An 18,152-nucleotide genomic window follows, 5' to 3' on the forward strand; every position below is an offset into this window, starting at 1 on the left:
ACCCGTGATTATAAGGAATCAGGCTTTTACTTATAATCGGCATTTCGCTTAATTAAAGTTAAGCCTCATAGCTCCCGCCACGGACCCTGTTCTGAGTGAAGCGATCAAGCGGTTTTTAAAATCTTTGGGCCTTCAAGAGGATAGTAGATAAAAATGTCACATTGCCTGCTGCTAGGTGGGGCTTTAGCCCCGCATACACTTTGAAAGAAAAAGCCCGCTGCGAATGCGGGCTTTTCGGTTACTAAATTGTGTATGCTTACTTAGGATGCCGGAGCTACCGCTTCTTTACCATATTTCTTCTTCAAATTCTTGTAGTAAGGTTCTGCTTCTTTCCAAACGACAAAGATTGGTGAAGCAAAGAAAATCGAAGAATAGGTGCCGGATAGAATACCAACCATCATAGCAAATGCGAAATCCTTAAGCGTCTCGCCGCCAAAAAGCATTATGGCAGCAACAGGCAAAAGGGTTGTTATCGAAGTATTTATCGATCTCATGAATACCTGGTTTATAGATTTATTGGCCATAGCCGAATATGTAGTCTTAACAATATTAGTTGAGTTTTCTTTTATCCTGTGAAAAACAACAATCGTATCATATAGCGAGTAGCCGAGGATGGTAAGAAGCGCCGCGATCATGTTCGGGTTGACCTCTCTACCAACAAGCGCATAAACCCCTGCCGTTATTATTATGTCGTGAAAGAGTGCCAGTATTGCTGCTACAGACATTTTAAACTCGTAGCGAAACGCTATAAACAGCAGTAACCCTACAATGGCTGCGACAAGGGCATAGATAGCTCGCTCCGTGATATGAGAGCCCCAACTAGCATCAACTGTTCTTGTCTGACGGTCAACAACGCCAAATTTATCATTTAATGCTGCAGCCATGCTTTTTTCTTCAGACGTGCTTAGCTCTTTAGTTCTGATGAGCATTTGGCTACCTTTACTTATCGAGCTCTTGGCATCGCTAAATGTTGCTTTCTCTATTGGCTGTATTTTGCTGTCCTTTAGGCCCAGTGAATCCAGAACTGACCGAACTTGCTCAACTGATACTGACTGCTTGAACTGTATGTCGGTTGCACTTCCACCTTTAAAGTCGATGCTGTAGTTAAAGCCGACCCCCAAAATGCCAACGATGCTAAGAATTATCAACAAGCCTGATAATGCAAACCATATGTTCTTCTTTCCGAGGAAATCAATATTAAGCACCCTCGGCCACCTCCTTTATTCTCGGCATCCGAAGCAGCAGCGCTGGGCTCTTAACCGGCCATATCTGCGCCAGGAACCCGAGCACCGGCCTTGTAAATAACAACATTATTACAACATCAATAGTTAAACCGATAATCAGGGTTAATGCAAATCCTTTTACTGGCCCTATACCAACAAAGAAAAGAACTAGCGCTGCAAGAAAAGTTACGATATCCGCATCCAGGCTCGTTCTAAAACCATGCCAGAATCCGGAATCAACAGCGGTTCTAAACGTCTTTTTCGAGCGCATCTCATCTTTTAATCGCTCGAAAATAATAATCTTTGAGTCTGCTGCTACACCAATGCTTATGATCAAACCCGCTATGCCGGGCAGCGTAAGCGTCCAGCCGTAAGTCCTCCCAATCGCTGATATAACTCCAAAGACTAGCGTCGCGTATGCGGTTAAGCCTACCCAGGTTACCAAACCAAGTCCCTGGTAGTACAGCAACATGTACAGGGCAACAAGGGCAAAACCAATGGCGCCTGCAATGATACCTGCTCTAAGAGCCTCTGCGCCAAGTGTTGGACCGACGCTTTGCGCCTCAGATATGTCGAGGGTAACAGGAATTGACCCACTATTTAACACCAGGGCGATTTCTTTAGCCTCATCAATTGTATTAATACCAGTAATTTCGGCTTTTCCATCAGGAATTGCTGTTTGGATTGTCGGTGCGGTTATGATTTTTCCGTCAAGTACTATTGCAAGCTTTTTCTTGACGTTTTGCGCGGTTATCTGGGCGAAGGTGTTTGCTCCCTCATCATTAAACGAAAGAGTAACTATAGGTTGATTGCCAAGGTTACCGCCGTAGGTCGCTTTCGCATCTGTTATCTTATCACCGGTCAATAGAACCGGACCAAGAACTGGTTTATTCTGTTTCAATAGCGTGTTCATTTGGCCCTCGTTCATTGACTCATACTCTTGGTTTACGATAGCAAACTGAAGCACGGCCGGTTTTCCTAAGTATTCTTTGGCTTTCTCAGGATCTTTAATACCGGGAAGCTGGACCATGATATTTCGTGGCCCTTCACGTTGTATTTCTGGTTCAGCCACACCCAGTCCATCGACGCGGTTTCGAAGAACATATTCCGCCTGCCTCATCTTTTCATCGGTTACTTTTGAGCCGGGTGTGTCTTTGGCCGTATATATAATACTCAAGCCACCTTTCAGATCAAGCCCTAGCTTTGGCTTTGTGGTCGTAATCATTGCAGCCGCTGCTATGACCAGCAACAAAAGCACGCCCAGGCTGATTGCATGTTTCTGCTTATCTGTCAATTCTGTCCCCCCTACAAGAGTTTAACGCCATTTATAACCAAGCCAAACTGGCAGCCTAAAAATTCAGCCGCCCTACGGCATATTACCATACGAGATAGAAATATTTCAAAATACTCCATAACCTGGCTTATATTTGTATCGATATCGATTTCAAGTTCGATTAACTTTCTCTCGTTGTCCACTCTTAAAAATGATCTTTGGGCTGCAAGGTTGACTCTGTCATGGATGTCGCTAGTTAGCGGATTCGGGCTCCTGACACGGCTTCTGTGGACATCGGTCTTATCCGCCATGATAACAGCAGCTCCGATTGGGCTAGTTGCTATGCCATACTCTTCCTCATGGTTCCCAATTGCGTTCATCACCAAAACCATCTCCTCGGGAGCCATTCCAAGCCTTATAAATATTGATTGGGCTATCATAGCTGCAGATACCGCATGAAAACTCCTGCCAACAGAATTGCCGATATCATGCAGGTATCCGGCCATTCCAGCAAGCTCCGCTTCACGCTCGGGGTAGCCAAGCCGTTTTAGGACGTTCATTGCAATATGCGAAACCAAATCGGCATGACGGAAGCCATGCTCAGTAAAGCCTATCATTTCCATATGTTTGTCCGCCTGTGCAATGAACGCTTTAACATAAGGATCTTCTTTAATTTCTTCTAACGTTACAGGCATATTTTGCTTTCTCCGTCTCAAAGTAGTTTTCCAAGCTGCGATAAAAGGTTATAAGGGTACTCCTGTCATTATACTATTTGATATATGCGTTGTCAGCGAATTCTATGAATATGCAAAATATGACAGGCGCATGCCTGCCTATCTAAAATAACTGGCACCGCATCCGACAAAAATGACCGATTTTTACAGGCTATAATATATGCGACGGGGTACAATATATGCGCCTCTAGTATCGCTGGCATCGGGGGATACTTTTCTACTGGATTATGCGGGTTTATGTTTTATCTTATCCTCATGTAGGAACCGGATAAGTCTCTCTTTACCAATCCATTTACCTCCAGAGAGACGATAAGTGCTGAAACTGAAGCCGAGCTTTCGCTAAGGCATCCAGCAATCTCGTCGATTCTTTTACCATTCCATCCTATTATGTCAAGGACAGCCTTCTCCCGCGGGGTAAGAATTTTGCTTTTACTGCTTTCCACATGCTCAAACCCCAGTATCTCAAGAACGTCTTTTGCATTTTCCACAAGGTATGCGCCCTGTTTGATAAGTTTATTAGTGCCTTTACTATTAAAGCTTTTTGCGTGTCCCGGAATAGCAAATACGTCGCGGCCGTACTCCAGCGCAAAGTCGACAGTAATTAAAGCCCCGCTTTTTTCTGCTGCTTCAACGATAACTACACCATCGCACATTCCTGCTACAATCCTATTTCTCGCTGGAAAATTCATGGCCAGAGGCGGAGTACCCAAATGGTATTCGGATATTAATGCGCCATGTTGCCTGATTTTGTTAAAAAGCCTACCGTTTTCAGGAGGATAAACAATATCAAGGCCGCAACCAAGTACCGCGAAGGTTGTCCCACCTGCATCCAGCGCTCCCCAATGTGCTGAGGTGTCGATTCCACGGGCAGCGCCCGAAACTACCGCAACACCGGAATTAGCCAAGTCCAAGGCAAGCTCATGCGCGATTGTCATTCCCGCAGCAGTAGCACGACGTGATCCAACTACAGCGACTGCTGCATTATATTGTCGCAGCCGACCTTTTACAAACAAAGCTTTAGGCCTATTGCTCACCTTTATAAGCGGATAAGGATAATCCTTATCCTCATCAGTTATAACCTGAATTCCCGCATCTTGAAGCCTTTTATATTCAATATCAAGGTCGATTAAATCTCGAACCGAAACAGCTTTATCCGCTGAGCTTTCGCTTAAGCCAAGCTCCATTAGGTCTCTTTTGCTAGCACCCCAGAGCTCCTTTGGTCCGCCCGCAGCTTGCGATAAAACATATTGCTTGTTTATAAAAGCGGGAATCATCTTAATACCGATCCAGTATTTCTTCGGGTCATCATCCATGGCTTTAACTCCTGCATTTATACCGAAATGTTTTTCTGTAAAAAGGCAAATTGCAAGTTCATACCCTTTATATTTAGATAACTGTGATGCTGCAGGGCTAGTTGTTCTTTAGATATATAGCAGCTTAAATTACCCTCGTCACATCTTTATTAAAACAGTAAATCGGAAAACAAGGATTAAAAATATTGTCTATCAAGGGTCCGGTATTGAACGGCTTCAGCAATATTCTCAACATCAATTAAGTCTTTTTGTGCCAAATCGGCGATAGTTCTGGCGACCTTTAATATTCTCTCATACGCTCTACCACTCAGACCTAATTTATCAATAGATGCCTCAAGAAATGATGATGCCTGCGGCGTTAACCTGCAGAAGTTTTTAACCTCACGTGCTTTCATCTGTGCATTGGTCAGAATCAACTGCCCACCATGTCCATTCTTGCTGTTTGGTCCATTCGCTGCAGTAAAACGCTTTATTTGCAAGGACCTTGCCATATCAACCCGCTCTTTTATCCTCGAAGAAGGCTCGCCTTCTTCGCATTTCAAAAGCTCATCTTTTGTTAAACGCGGCACTTCTATATGTATATCTATTCTATCCAGCAAAGGACCAGAAATTCGTCCTCTATAGCGCTGTACGCTGTATGGCGTACAGATACATTGCTTCACCCTATCGCCAAGATGCCCACACGGGCAGGGGTTCATACTTCCGACCAACATAAATCGGGCAGGGTATGTTAACGAGCCCGCAGCTCTTGAGATCGTTACTTTACCTTCCTCGAGGGGTTGCCTTAAAACCTGAAGAACACTTTTTGAAAATTCCGGAAACTCATCAAGGAAAAGAACGCCGTTATGTGCAAGCGATACCTCTCCTGGCCTGGGATAACTGCCGCCCCCAATAAGACCAGCATGGCTGATCGTGTGGTGGGGTTCCCGAAAAGGACGTTTTGAAACCAAAGATTCATTTGGTTTCAAAATTCCAGCGACAGAATATACTTTCGTCACCTCAATCGACTCGTCAAGAGTAAGGCGCGGCAGGATCGATGGAAGCCTGGATGCGAGCATTGTCTTGCCGGATCCCGGCGGTCCAATAAGTAAAATGTTATGGCCTCCGGCCGCGGCAACCTCAAGCGCCCTTTTAGCGAGCTCCTGACCACGAACATCAGAAAAATCAAGATTGGCAGTACCGCTATCTGGCAGGGTTATTTTTCGCGGCTCGGGCCATATATCTGCTTTGTCCCGAAAAAAATCTACAAGCTGGTTTAGGTTATCAACCGGAAGTATGTCTATCCCATCTACTACGGATGCCTCGGGTGCATTTACTTTTGGAACGATAATACCCCTCATGCCATGCTTCTTTGCGCAAATGGCCATTAATAGAGCACCATTTATGCGCCTTATCTCGCCTGATAACGATAACTCTCCGGCAATTATATAGTTCTGAAGTTTATCCCCGGGAATCTGCTCGGTGGCAGCAAGGATACCCATAGCTATAGGCAAGTCATAAACCGGGCCCTCCTTTTTAATATCGGCGGGCGCAAGGTTTATAACAATTCTGCGCAGCGGAAATTCGTACTCCGAATTTGATATGCCACTTTTAACTCGCTCCTTGGATTCCTGAACAGCGGTATCTGCCAGTCCGACGATACTTACTCCAGGCACACCCATAAAAACATCGATTTCTACATCAACTAGAATGGCATCTATGCCGACGATCGCTGCAGAAAAAACCTTTGCAAGCATAGCTCCTCCATAGTGTGCACTTGTGCTTATGGTCAAAGATAATGTTAGCCATTCTCTAGTTGATATGCAAGACTTTGCTCTGTAAAAGAGCCATTTATATACGATCCTGCCAAACTAATAAAATTCTCTTATTAGAATAACTAAAGTTTTACCATTATTTACCGATAGATAAATTAATTGCATCCCTAAAAAGACTGAGAATAACATAGCTAATGCTATGCGGCCGATGTGGCCCTCAGTCTTTTTAATTTCGGGAATTTTTAAATCGCCAGTAACTCACCAGCATTTTGTTCCAAAACCATTTCGCTGCTGTTAGGGCAAGCTAGAAGAGCGGTCAAATTATTCCTTCCTTGTAGTCCCCTTTAGACCGTCATATATTGGCGTATTACATACGAAACATCAAGTCTGAAAAAACCAACAGGTGGCAAATCCAAGTTTATTAAAAATCATTTGGAAATCCCTAAAGTCCCGTCCTAACGTGCCGATAAGTAAAGTAGTCAAATCAGTCCCTTTAAATTTAAAAGGCTTCCCGCAAGGGGGCCTTTTAAATTTAAAAGTTCAATCCTTTACATTGCCGGCACATAATCCTTTAAAACCCAATCGCCTCAATTTCATCAATTGCTATGGCAACGTATTTGTGCGGAAGACCCGATACATGTTCTTCTGCCGCCTCCGCGATTGATGGCGTTCCGACAATCTCATGGAGCTCCTCGCCTATTGCCGCTACCTTTGGATCTGCAATCATTAGCGTTGTGACATTGATCCTGCCTACACGTCCAATGTAAACCCGGTTTTTTGTAAAAATACTGGCCTCAAGACCTGCCAGGCCTTGAGATTCAATAATTTCGCGCAGCTCGCTCTCTGTCATAGTTCCTCCCTGAATAAGCCGGTTTTTGAGGATAAATACCCTAAATGAAAGCTTTAAGAACGGCCTTTGGCCTCGCGATAAAACTAAAACTTTATATGAATACTTAGCGACTTTTCTTTCGTTTTTTGCTAATCTTTTTTTATGGAGCTAAAGACCGGGAATTTAGGATTTGGCGAAAACAACAATATTGATATCAAGATAAGGAAGATTCTTCTGGCAACGGACGGTTCTATACCCGCCATCGAGGCAACGCAATATGCGGTTGCATTGGCTAAAATCATGGGAGCTAGGATAAAAGCCATTTTCGTTGATTCCAGCGGCGAAAAGGAAATACGCCCCAGCGCGGCAGGTCTTGCTGTAGCTCAGCTCTATGCCGAAGAAAATGGCATCATATGCGAGACTAATATTGTCAATGGACAGGTAGCTAAGACTATAATTGAGACTGCCCATGATTATGGTGCCGACCTGATAATCGTAGGTAACACAGGCCGAACCGGAATAAGACGGCTTTCTATGGGCAGCGTTGCCGAGGCTGTTGTAAAGAATTCGCAAATCCCTGTACTTGTCCTCAAAGGCAGTTAAAGCTGGCCTGTAATGCTAACGCATTGTTGCCAAGCCTTTCGCCTTGGCATAGCGCCGCTCACATTTCCGAATAACAGTCTATTTGACCCATTCACTCCTGCATTGCACCGTTTACGGCTTTTTACTACCCTGAATACTTTCTAGGCATTATGCTATAGATGGTTGTCGAGCGCAGTACCGGCTTAGGTATCTTCGCAATAAGGATCGATGGAGGCTTTTTTGACACAGAAAGCTTTAAATCCTGCGGATGTTTTTAAGCCTGCAGACGCACAGGAGCTTTATATCGATCTTAAAAAGATACTTCTGGCAACCGATGGGTCTAAGACCGCGATAAATGCAACAAAATACGCAATCGGCTTAGCAAAAATTTTTAAAGCCGAAGTTAGAGCGGTTTACGTTTGCCAAAACGGAGAGGCGCAAAACCCTCCCGAGAGCATTAATGACTGTCTTGAGGCAAGCGCAAATGGAGACCCAGGATATCACGGTTTGATTATTGCCGGGGTCTATGCTTTGGAAAATAACGTGACCTGCGAGGAAGTAGTCCTTAGAGGGAACATATCAAAAAATATTATTGAAAACGCTCGGCAATTTTCACCCGATTTGATAATAATCGGCAACTCTAGTAAGTCTGGAATACGGCGATCGTTAGGTAGCGTAGCAGATGCCGTCATGAAGGCAACTGATGTGCCTGTCTTGGTAGTAAGTGATTTTTAATAACTTAATATTGTGGGATGGTGGGCAGGTGCTTACTCCCCAAAAGGCTTTTAGCCAAATAAATGCTTTTTCCTGTACCTTAAGACTAGCTCCCGATAGACCCTTAAGGATCCCCTTTAAACCGCGCCTGCCCATTTCTTTTTTAGGCATAATGAATGAAGCAACTCTTCTTTTCGTACTTAAAAAGCGTTCTCTATGTGCTCTATCTTCGGAGTTGACCCCTCTGCCAAGACGCAGATTACATCAAAACGGATGGAATCAAACTTATGAAGATCTTTTAACCTCGCAAGATATATATCGGCTATCTTCTTGATCCTTCTCTGCTTCGGAACTGTAACAGCTTCGATCGGATGTCCATATAACCTGCCCATCCTTGTTTTTACTTCGCAAAATACAAGTGTCTTTTTGTGTCTGGCGACTATATCTATTTCGCCAAGTTTAGTGCGAAAGTTTTGCTCTATGATGTGATACCCTTTCCTTCGTAGGTGAAGCGCAGCCATATCTTCTCCGGTTTTTCCAAGGCCCATCTGCCCCTCCCTGTCTCCTATAAAAATAGGGCGGATATAAATCCACCCTAAAATCAAATAGCCCTTAAACTGCCTTTAACAAACCTATATATACCTACGCTTTAAGCTTTTTCTTATCCGCATTATAGCGCAGCGGCCGGGCTGCGTATCAATCGACTTTAAGTAATTCTTTTAGCTTCTTATTCAAAAGTAGCGACCTTAGCTGGTCGGCAAGGTCGTTTAGGTTTTCTAGCTCTTCTTTAATCCTAGTATTTTTGTCATCGCTTTTTTGCCTGGTCATTGGATAGAGTATTTGCTGAAACAACGCGGCTTCTTTTTCGGCATGCGTTAGATACATGCGAAGATGTCTTGGCTCTATGCCGTATTTAGACATCTCTCGAGCAACTATCATTATCTTTATATCGGTTGAGTTATAGCACTTTCCCTCTGCAGTCCTTACCGTCTGAATAATTCCGAAACTCTCGAGCATCTTAGCCATCTCCGGCGCAAGGCCTATACTGCTAATAGCTTTTTCTGTAGGCACAGGCTCACCGTCAGAAGATAAGGATGCTCTATCGCTCTCCCTTGCTATTTGCTTTATCTCGGGCGTTAGCTGACCCATATCCATCATATCAAGGTTTTGCCTTATGACGTTTAGAGGAAGGTATTTTTCTTGCTGTAAGCGTAAAGCCAGCTCTAGCCTTTCAAGATCTTCTTTCTTAAACTTACGGTAACCGCCGGCGGTTCTTTCGGGTTTTATAAGCCTCTCTTCTTCGTAGTAGCGAATTTTGCTGATCGATAAATCTGGAAATCGAGGCTTAAGGTGATCTACTACTTCTCCTATTGTCATATAATCTCTCTTCGGCGGCATATCCTTCCTCCTCTCAAAAAAAATTAACTAGATCTTCCTTAATGTTTACTTCCTTGACAGGAAAACCAGCTTGAACTTGCCAATTTGTAACTCGTCATCCGATTTTAGCAATGTCGGTTCATCGATTATTATTTGATTTACATACGTGCCGTTTAAACTGCCAGCATCCTCAATGCTTACCGAGTCCTCAGAAACAGTGATTTTAGCATGATATCGAGAAACTGTTATATCATCCAAAAATATGTCGCTTTCTGGATCGCGGCCAAGTGTTATCTCGTCTTTTGTTAGGGTGAATTTCTGACCGATATACGGCCCTTTCTTAACAATCAGAATAGGACCCTCTTCGGTTGAAACATCTATATTATCAAGCCCTTCTTCTATGTCTATGCGCGGCAGCGAAAGAGTCGTCTCTAGCTTATCAGTTTTATCATCTAAAGCCGCCCCACACTGCTGGCAAAATTCCAGCCCTCTCTCAACTGTGCTACCGCACTCTTTACACCGCATTTCTAATCCCCCAACTTGCTTGGGATATTGAGCTTAAATAGTGAACCTAATGCTGCAAGCTCGCTTTTATTCTTTCCTCATAAGCCTTGAGTACTTCCTTGTTTCTAAGGACGTGCTCAAGATGCTGATTCTCAATCTTTGACTTTACGTATGAATCCTCCAGTATGTCTTTTAAGTGTCTTCCACTTCTTAATTCCCGAATCATGTAATCGGCTATTCTCTCCTCGAGAATGTTCTGCCCAACTTCCTTAAACAACTCATAAATTGCTGCTCTAATCTTTGATTCAGGCACTATAACCCCCTTTTTATAGGTTGCCGCCAATTTCTGATTGTCTGAGCACAAGACGAACCAAGACGATACCGAATTGCTCTGCGTAACTAATTAAAATATATCTTCGTCGGATACATCGGCTTTTGATACGCTCGTCAGACTGCGTGCCAGTATCTCGCTTAGACGGTCGACATCTGCGCCTGAGATAACACTACCGCCACCTTCACGCTTTTTCTTAAGTCTTGAAACCAATTCTGCTCTTAAAATATCAATTTTGCCGTGCAGAACCCTGCGCCTGAATGATATTCTTTCTTCCTCTTCGCAAAGCTGATCGAGAATTTCCCTCAGCTCCTCGTCTGATTTTTCTTTCAGGTCTACCAACACGTTGTTGAGGTCTAGTTCGCTATGTTTGCCCATATCTCATCCCTCGTTAAAATCTTGTAATTCCAAGTCTACCATATGGAATTTGTTCCTCCTAGATATTCGGCCGCTATAGGTTCTCTCGGTAAAATTATGGTTGTTTTTTAGCTTTACCCAAGATTTTTGTGTTCAGCTTTTTAAATGCCTCAGTATTAATTTAGTGATAGCTTGCAATGATTAGCTATAATCTAAAGATAAACTTGAGAGTTTAAAAAATCTAGTGTTTTTTAAAATTATTGAAAAATTGTTCTCTGTGCCTAAGTCTTGGTGTACCAAAGTACCAACATTCGTATTCTAGGCTGCAGTCTGCAAGTACTCTCATACCGCAGTTAAGAAATATTAATTGCATTAATTGCCAACTGATACCTTAAACAACTTTACTTGAATTTCGCGCGTTCGTACCCTGGTACATTAAGGTCCTCACTACACGGAAGGTTCCCACTTAAGTTTTGGGTGTCTTGCTGCTTTAGCCTCATCTAACCTTGATACTGGCGTTGTGTGTGGGGCAGTTAGAACAATATCTGGATTAACTACCGCCTCTTCAGCAATCTGCTTCATTACATCGACAAAATTATCCAGCGTTTGCTTGCTTTCAGTCTCGGTCGGCTCTATCATCAAAGCTTCATCAACTATAAGCGGAAAATATATTGTCGGTGGGTGGATATTGAAATCAAGCAGACGTTTTGCTATATCTTTTGCTCTTACTCCTTGCTTCTTATAGCGGTTAGCCGATAATACAAACTCATGCATACATGGTGTGTCATATGGAAGTATGTATGTCCCCTTAAGCCTCTCTTTTAAATAATTTGCATTTAAGACCGCGATATCGCTTACTTTGCTTAAGCCCTCTTGCCCGAGGGACCGTATATAGCAGTACGCTTTTACCATAACCGCGAAATTACCATAAAACGCCTTCATCTTTCCTATTGTAAGCGGACGGTTATAGTCAAGGTAGTATGCACCAACAGCCTCATCTCGCTCAACCAAAGGCACAGGAAGGAAAGGCTCAAGCTTCTCAGTCACCCCAACCGGACCAGACCCCGGTCCCCCTCCTCCATGAGGTGTTGAAAAGGTCTTATGCAGGTTGTATTGCAGCACATCAAAACCCATGTCACCGGGGCGCGATTTGCCAAGTATTGCGTTAATATTCGCTCCATCGCAGTAGCTAAGTGCGCCGACAGAGTGCGCCATCTCGTTTATTTTAAGTATATTTTTATCGAAAATACCAAGTGTATTTGGATTCGTTAGAAATATAGCCGCGACCTCTTCATCAAGTAACCTGCCCAGGTAATCTATATCAACAGCGCCAAATTCATTGGATGGTACCTGAACCACCTTGTAGCCAAGCATAGCTGCGCTTGCCGGATTTGTGCCATGAGCTGAATCGGGTATTATTACTTTTGTCCTGTGATCACCGTTATGCTCGTGATAAGCCCTTATCATTGCCATGCCGGTTAACTCCCCTTGAGCACCCGCTGCAGGCTGCAGGCTTACCCTACTGACGCCGCCTATCTCTGCCAGCCAGGCCGAAAGCTCATACATGAGCTTGAGTGCACCCTGAACTTGAGACTCATCCTGATACGGGTGAATGTTTGCAAAACCTGGTAGGCTGGACAATAATTCATTTATCTTTGGGTTGTATTTCATGGTGCAAGAACCCAATGGGTAAAAAACTGTATCAACCGCAAAATCCATATTTGATAAGTTGGTATAATGTCTCGCTATTTCTCCCTCAGTAACTTCCGGAAGCTTAGGGGCTTTGTCTCTTAGCATTTCTTGCGGCACCAAATCCTCTAACGCTTTGCTTTGTACATCAAGAGGCGGCAGCGAATATGCTTTTTTACCAGGCTTACTTATATCAAAGATCGTAGCCATCTAACATTTCCATCGCTTGCACTAATCTATCTATCTCTTCTTTTGTTCTTTTCTCGGTTACACAAAACAATACGGTATTTGGGTACTGTGGATATAACCGACCGATATTAAGGCCACCGATTATATTTTCACTAATGAGGGCCTTATTAATTTCTTTAATTGGCACTCTGCTCCTCAGTGTAAACTCTTTAAAGAAGTGAACATTTGAGAATGGCTTGAGGTAATTTATTTTGTTTAGTCTTTCGTACGCATAATTGGCTTTTTGAAGGCACTGGTGCGCGACCTCAGTTATTCCCTCAGGACCAAGGTAGCTCAGATAGACAGCAGCAGCTATTGCGTTTAAAACCTCGCTTGTTGTTATGTTAGATGTTGCCCTTTCACGCCGTATATGCTGCTCGCGTGCTTGCAGCGTTAACACATACCCAGTCCTTCCCTTTGTATCATTAGTGGCGCTAATAAGGCGCCCAGGTACGCGCCTTATGTATTCCTTGCGGCAGGCAAAAAGACCAAGGTAAGGCCCTCCAAAGTTTGCTTTATTGCCAAGACACTGCCCTTCTCCGACGGCCACATCCGCTCCGTAATCGGCAGGCTTCTTCAGGATACCAAGCGATATAGGATCAACAGAGGCGATAAACAGCGCCGGATAACGATCGGTAATGCTGCCGACCCCTGGCATATTCTCAATATACCCGAAAAAATTAGGGTTCTGTATTATTACACAAGCACTATCTTCGCTTATCATGTCCTCAAGGGCTGAAATGTCTGTTTGTCCATTATTCATAGGCACGGTTTTTATTGTTGTATTTAACCCGCGCGTGTAGTTTTGCAAAACACTGCGGTACTCAGGATGGACAGCTTCACTTATGAGAACTTCTGATTTCTCTGTGATATCACGTGCAAGAAGCGCCGCCTCCGCTACAGCACTTGCACCGTCGTATAGCGAAGCATTTGCAACATCAAATCCGGTTAGCTCGCAGACCATAGACTGATATTCAAATAGCGACTGCAATATTCCTTGGCTTACCTCCGGTTGATATGGAGTGTATGGTGTATAAAATTCTGGAAGCGATATTATCGCATCGACTATTGCCGGGATGAAGTGGTCATACGCTCCGCCTCCTAAAAAAGACACATAATCATCAAGTGAGAAATTCTGACTCGATAATTGTTTAAGTTCTTTTACCAGCTCGTACTCGCTTATGCCAGAAGGTATATCGAGGGGTCGATACATCCTGGCCTCATCTGGTATTGTCAAGTCGAACAACTCATCAATCCTTATTATACCAAGGAAGTTGAGCATATCTTTGATGTCGTCATCTGTGATAGGTATGTACTGCAAGCTTACAGCTCCTCTACATATTCGTCATATGCCTTAGCATCCATTAAGCTGTTTATCTCATCCGGATCGCTAAGCTCGATCTTAAAAAGCCAGCCATCACCATATGGTTGTTCGTTTATAATTTCTGGATTATCTATCGCATTTTTGTTGATTTCTATAACTTTGCCGCTAACGGGTGTATGTAAATCAGCTGTTGACTTTACCGATTCTATCTCGCCAACTATATCGCCAGCCATTACCTCCTCGTCAATATCAGGTAAATCAAGGTAAACAATATCTCCAAGCGCATCCTGTGCGTAGTCCGTAATGCCAACAGTAGCAATACCGTTTTCAACTCTTACCCACTCGTGCTCCTTATAGTACTTTAGATCTTCTGGCGTCATTACCAATCCCCCCTAATATCTACAACATAAACGGCGCTGTTTGTGGTGCTATGCTACAGCTGAAACGCTTCTTTTCTCTATAAAAGGCCTTTTTGCAATATGACCTGTCAATGATTTACCTCTAACTATTATGTTGATAGCCATGTCATATTCTGCATAATCGCTCTTTACATAACCCATGCCGATGCCCTTTCGTAAAATTGGTGAAAATCCACCGCTTGTTACTTTTCCTATCTCGCCGTTAGAGGGCACCGTTATAATCGATCCTTCTCGCGCTATGCCAGAATCTAAGACAAAACCTACCAATTTTTTTTCTGCGCCTTTCTCTAGCTGAGCATACAGGGCTGATCTACCTATAAACTCACCTTTGTCAAAATATACGAACCTTAAAAGCCCCGCCTCTATCGGCGTTATCCTAGCTGTTAACTCATGGTCATAAAGTGGATAACCCATCTCAAGCCTTAACATATCTCTGGCTCCTAGCCCCGCGGGTTTCACTCCAGCAGAAATTAACGCCTTCCAGGCCGAAATTGCGGCTTTAGGATCGCAGAGAATCTCGAATCCCTCTTCGCCGGTATATCCCGACCTCATAACCGTAAATTTATTTCCCAGTGCGCTTATGTTTCTAACCGAGTACTGTTTATACCTGGCTGTATCCTCTTTAAAGACAGCACGCAAAACATCGGGAGATTTTGGACCTTGAAGTGCTAATAGGCATAATTTTGTAGTAAGGTTTCGTATCTGCAACGGTGGAAAATCGTATTTGTTATCATTTAACCAGGCCATTATAGTTTGAATTCGCGATGCGTTAGTTATAATTAAGAACTCGTTCTCTTCCAGACGGTAGGCAATATCGTCGTCTATTATGCCGCCAATGCTATTGCAAAAAAGAGTATACGCACCCCTTCCAATTTCAATCTTCGCTACATCGCTTGTCGTTACAAATTGTAGCAGGTCATTTGCTCCTGCACCTTTAACGTTGATTTTCCCAAGGTGAGAAACATCAAATACACCGCTTGACGTTCTTACTGCCATGTGCTCATCTATTATCTTTGAATAGTAAAGGGGTAGTTCCCACCCCGAGAACTCTGTAAATTTCGCTCCCAGCTGCTGTTGTTCGTGGAAGAGTGGCGTTCTCTTTGCCATGTTTCCCCTTGACTCTTGTTCCTGGTTAAGCCCTGCATGATTAACATAAGCATTCCCCTTTTTACAAATCGTTAAAACGGTACGCGGCATAATACATTTTAATTAGTCATTCCCTATAAAGAGCGATAAAATGAGAAGGAGATAGCAGCTTGACTAAGCTACTATCTCCTTGTATTGCTTCGAGGTGCTATTGAAAACCCATTATGCATAAGCGCAATGCACAAAATGTAGTTATTGTTTTGGCTTTTCAGCGAGCGTAACTGTGACTTTGCCCTCTTGTCCATTTCTGATATAAGTTATCTCTATACTATTCCCAACGTCTTTCTGGCGAATTGCCGCAATAAGTGCATCCATATCCTTGATTGGCGATCCGTTGACAGCGATTATTATATCGTTCTTCTGCAGGCCGGCTTTTTCTGCCGGTCCGCCTGGTAAAACTTGAACAACCAAGACTCCTTCTTTAGCATTAGTCTTAACGTTATTGCCTGCGGCTAACAGGTCGGCCGCATTACCACCTTGTATGCCTATATATGGATGGCTTGCTTTGCCTTTATTTATTAACTCATCGGCAACCTTTTTTACGGTTTCAACTGGGATTGCAAAGCCTATACCTTCATTTGCGCCTGTATCCGAGATTATAAGCGTATTTATACCTATAACCCTTCCTTTTGCATCGCTTAAGGCACCCCCGCTATTTCCAGGATTAATCGCCGCGTCAGTTTGAACAAGATCTGTATAAGTTGTACTGCCACCACCTCGCTCATTTGGAACCGTTACATTCCTATTTAGCGCGCTTATTATCCCTGAAGTCACTGTGTGCTCAAAGCCATATGGATTACCAATGGCAATAGTGGGGTCACCAACTTCAATATCTTTAGTTGAACCAAATTCAGCAGCAGGCAAGCCAGTCTTGTCTACCTTAATAATTGCAAGGTCTGTCTCTGGGTCGGCGGCAACTAGTTTAGCCCTAACTTCATCAGATCCAATCGTGACAAAGATTTCATTTGCTCCTTCAATTACATGATTGTTAGTTATAATGTAACCATCGCTTGTATAAATAACACCAGAGCCAACCCCATTCATAACGCCGGAATGAATCGCATCCCGTGGACCCTGATTTACGCTAACATTTACAACCGATGGTCCAAGTTTCTTTGCGACTGCAGCAGCTGGTGTAGTCAATTCGCTTACTTTAATAATTTCCTTTGAGGCAGTGGTTGTTTGCTGAGGTCGTGGCCCGCTAAAGACAGCTCTGGGCGAGCTTCCGTACACATATGGTAGCGCATATGCTACAATGAGCCCGCCAACGACTGCACCTATTAACCCAACAGCCAGCATAATGCCAATAAGTTTGCGTCCCAACCCAATATCTCCTGTACCTTTATCATTTAGATGTATAGATCTCCTATGCTCTTCTGAGCCTGGCATCACGTTCTCTCCAGAATCGCTAAAACCGGTACGCTCATGGCGGTTCCTTGCTTCCATACCCATACCCTCTCCCATTTTAATCTTCCTAAAAAAGAAAGTTACCTTTTAAGCAGCAACTTATAAATATAATATCCGGAAGATATGAAGAATTTATGAAAAGCCAATTATGAATTAGTGAATACGGTTTTACGAAAGATTGGGTTGCCGAGCTGGCGACAGGGATCGGTTAAATTAACGCACCCCTTTCCGCAATGCCGGCTCCCATGATCGAGGGTCATCCACAACCTCTGAAGTTATGTTAAAGCGCATGGCAGGCACCGAAAAGACCGTTTGCTACTGGAGAGCGCCAGGCAAACTCGTACATGTATGTACGTGACTTGTAGGTGACGTGAGCGTCCGCAAGGCGGATCGCGGGAATTCTGCACCACCAGTCGGTCTGAATTGCCGCAAGCAAGTCGTCCTACGTTGCGCGTCCTGAGGGGATAAAACCCTCAGCGGGACCACCAGCGGCTTGGAATTGTTGAGCGACAGGGCCATCATAGAGCGCATCTCTAACACCCGCCCAGGGCTCAACTGGCTGGGGCGCCCGAAGCCGGTTCACGCCAAACGGCGGTGCCACGTAAAGAATGCCCCCTAAACGTGTACACACCATCGACGACACTGCAATGAGCCTTGCCGTACCTGGTTTTGACAAATGCATCCATGTACATGCCTCCTTCAAAGCGTTTGGTTAACAGTGGAGCCATATCGAGGTACAAGGTTAGTATGCATGGCTCTCCATGGCTTTTTCTATCTTCCAAGCGTCTTTACATACAAAACAAATAAAATTGATATTTATATTCAGGAGAGAAATTAACCTGCATCCATCAATTTTTGCAATTAACAAACCTTCCGCTTGGTTGCGCTCTCCCTAGGAAGCATAAATACCTTGATTAGAATCGCAGACCTATTTATACTTTATTAAGT

The 18,152-nt window shown here is 43.8% G+C and carries 19 protein-coding genes; 2 read left to right on the forward strand and 17 right to left on the reverse strand.

Annotation, left to right across the window (positions count from 1 at the left end; translation table 11 throughout):
• Window positions 1-260: 260 nt before the first annotated feature.
• From secF to K6T91_05020, 6 genes are all read right to left on the reverse strand, one after another.
• Window positions 261-1,205: a protein translocase subunit SecF gene (gene secF, locus K6T91_04995; GenBank protein ID MCL6472151.1), complete on the reverse strand. Its 945-nt coding sequence runs from the start codon at window positions 1,203-1,205 to the stop codon at window positions 261-263.
• Complete coding sequence (secD, locus tag K6T91_05000; GenBank protein ID MCL6472152.1) at window positions 1,198-2,517, reverse strand: protein translocase subunit SecD; 1,320 nt, start codon at window positions 2,515-2,517, stop codon at window positions 1,198-1,200. Before secD ends, secF begins: the two co-directional genes overlap by 8 nt.
• Before the next feature lie 11 nt (window positions 2,518-2,528).
• Window positions 2,529-3,191, reverse strand: coding sequence for an HD domain-containing protein (locus K6T91_05005; protein ID MCL6472153.1), 663 nt, complete (start codon window positions 3,189-3,191; stop codon window positions 2,529-2,531).
• A 281-nt stretch (window positions 3,192-3,472) separates the two neighbouring features.
• Window positions 3,473-4,543, reverse strand: a complete 1,071-nt coding sequence (gene dprA / locus K6T91_05010; protein ID MCL6472154.1) for a DNA-processing protein DprA — start codon at window positions 4,541-4,543, stop codon at window positions 3,473-3,475.
• A gap of 176 nt (window positions 4,544-4,719) precedes the next feature.
• Complete coding sequence (locus K6T91_05015) at window positions 4,720-6,279, reverse strand: YifB family Mg chelatase-like AAA ATPase (protein ID MCL6472155.1); 1,560 nt, start codon at window positions 6,277-6,279, stop codon at window positions 4,720-4,722.
• Window positions 6,280-6,868: 589 nt separating this feature from the next.
• Window positions 6,869-7,147 carry a hypothetical protein gene (locus K6T91_05020; GenBank protein ID MCL6472156.1) on the reverse strand — a complete coding sequence of 93 codons (279 nt, stop codon included), beginning with the start codon at window positions 7,145-7,147 and terminating at the stop codon, window positions 6,869-6,871.
• Between the two features lie 141 nt (window positions 7,148-7,288).
• On the opposite strand from K6T91_05020, the gene K6T91_05025 reads away from it, so the two are divergent.
• The gene (locus tag K6T91_05025; protein ID MCL6472157.1) at window positions 7,289-7,729 is read left to right on the forward strand and encodes a universal stress protein; all 441 of its coding nucleotides are present in this window, start codon (window positions 7,289-7,291) and stop codon (window positions 7,727-7,729) included.
• A 219-nt stretch (window positions 7,730-7,948) separates the two neighbouring features.
• The gene (locus tag K6T91_05030; GenBank protein ID MCL6472158.1) at window positions 7,949-8,443 is read left to right on the forward strand and encodes a universal stress protein; all 495 of its coding nucleotides are present in this window, start codon (window positions 7,949-7,951) and stop codon (window positions 8,441-8,443) included.
• Window positions 8,444-8,622: 179 nt separating this feature from the next.
• Here K6T91_05030 and K6T91_05035 read toward each other — a convergent pair whose 3' ends face one another.
• The 11 genes from K6T91_05035 to K6T91_05085 form a co-directional block, all read right to left on the reverse strand.
• Window positions 8,623-8,970 carry a YraN family protein gene (locus K6T91_05035; GenBank protein ID MCL6472159.1) on the reverse strand — a complete coding sequence of 116 codons (348 nt, stop codon included), beginning with the start codon at window positions 8,968-8,970 and terminating at the stop codon, window positions 8,623-8,625.
• A gap of 148 nt (window positions 8,971-9,118) precedes the next feature.
• Window positions 9,119-9,820, reverse strand: coding sequence for a MerR family transcriptional regulator (locus K6T91_05040; protein MCL6472160.1), 702 nt, complete (start codon window positions 9,818-9,820; stop codon window positions 9,119-9,121).
• Window positions 9,821-9,865: 45 nt separating this feature from the next.
• Window positions 9,866-10,324: an FHA domain-containing protein gene (locus tag K6T91_05045; protein ID MCL6472161.1), complete on the reverse strand. Its 459-nt coding sequence runs from the start codon at window positions 10,322-10,324 to the stop codon at window positions 9,866-9,868.
• A 46-nt stretch (window positions 10,325-10,370) separates the two neighbouring features.
• The gene (locus tag K6T91_05050; protein MCL6472162.1) at window positions 10,371-10,616 is read right to left on the reverse strand and encodes a hypothetical protein; all 246 of its coding nucleotides are present in this window, start codon (window positions 10,614-10,616) and stop codon (window positions 10,371-10,373) included.
• Between the two features lie 90 nt (window positions 10,617-10,706).
• Entirely contained in the window at window positions 10,707-11,012 is a 306-nt protein-coding gene (locus K6T91_05055) for a hypothetical protein (protein ID MCL6472163.1), read from the reverse strand.
• A 426-nt stretch (window positions 11,013-11,438) separates the two neighbouring features.
• Window positions 11,439-12,890, reverse strand: a complete 1,452-nt coding sequence (gcvPB, locus tag K6T91_05060; GenBank protein ID MCL6472164.1) for an aminomethyl-transferring glycine dehydrogenase subunit GcvPB — start codon at window positions 12,888-12,890, stop codon at window positions 11,439-11,441.
• Complete coding sequence (gene gcvPA, locus K6T91_05065) at window positions 12,874-14,229, reverse strand: aminomethyl-transferring glycine dehydrogenase subunit GcvPA (GenBank protein MCL6472165.1); 1,356 nt, start codon at window positions 14,227-14,229, stop codon at window positions 12,874-12,876. Before gcvPA ends, gcvPB begins: the two co-directional genes overlap by 17 nt.
• A 2-nt stretch (window positions 14,230-14,231) precedes the next feature.
• On the reverse strand, window positions 14,232-14,612 hold the full coding sequence (gene gcvH, locus K6T91_05070) for a glycine cleavage system protein GcvH (protein MCL6472166.1): 381 nt from the start codon (window positions 14,610-14,612) through the stop codon (window positions 14,232-14,234).
• A 48-nt stretch (window positions 14,613-14,660) separates the two neighbouring features.
• On the reverse strand, window positions 14,661-15,758 hold the full coding sequence (gene gcvT / locus K6T91_05075; GenBank protein ID MCL6472167.1) for a glycine cleavage system aminomethyltransferase GcvT: 1,098 nt from the start codon (window positions 15,756-15,758) through the stop codon (window positions 14,661-14,663).
• A gap of 231 nt (window positions 15,759-15,989) precedes the next feature.
• Window positions 15,990-17,261 carry a trypsin-like peptidase domain-containing protein gene (locus K6T91_05080; protein ID MCL6472168.1) on the reverse strand — a complete coding sequence of 424 codons (1,272 nt, stop codon included), beginning with the start codon at window positions 17,259-17,261 and terminating at the stop codon, window positions 15,990-15,992.
• Window positions 17,262-17,646: 385 nt separating this feature from the next.
• Window positions 17,647-17,886: a carboxylesterase family protein gene (locus K6T91_05085; protein ID MCL6472169.1), complete on the reverse strand. Its 240-nt coding sequence runs from the start codon at window positions 17,884-17,886 to the stop codon at window positions 17,647-17,649.
• Window positions 17,887-18,152: the final 266 nt, after the last annotated feature.

The sequence above is a fragment of the Bacillota bacterium genome, assembly GCA_023511485.1.
Taxonomy (GTDB): Bacteria; Actinomycetota; Aquicultoria; order Aquicultorales; family Aquicultoraceae; genus CADDYS01.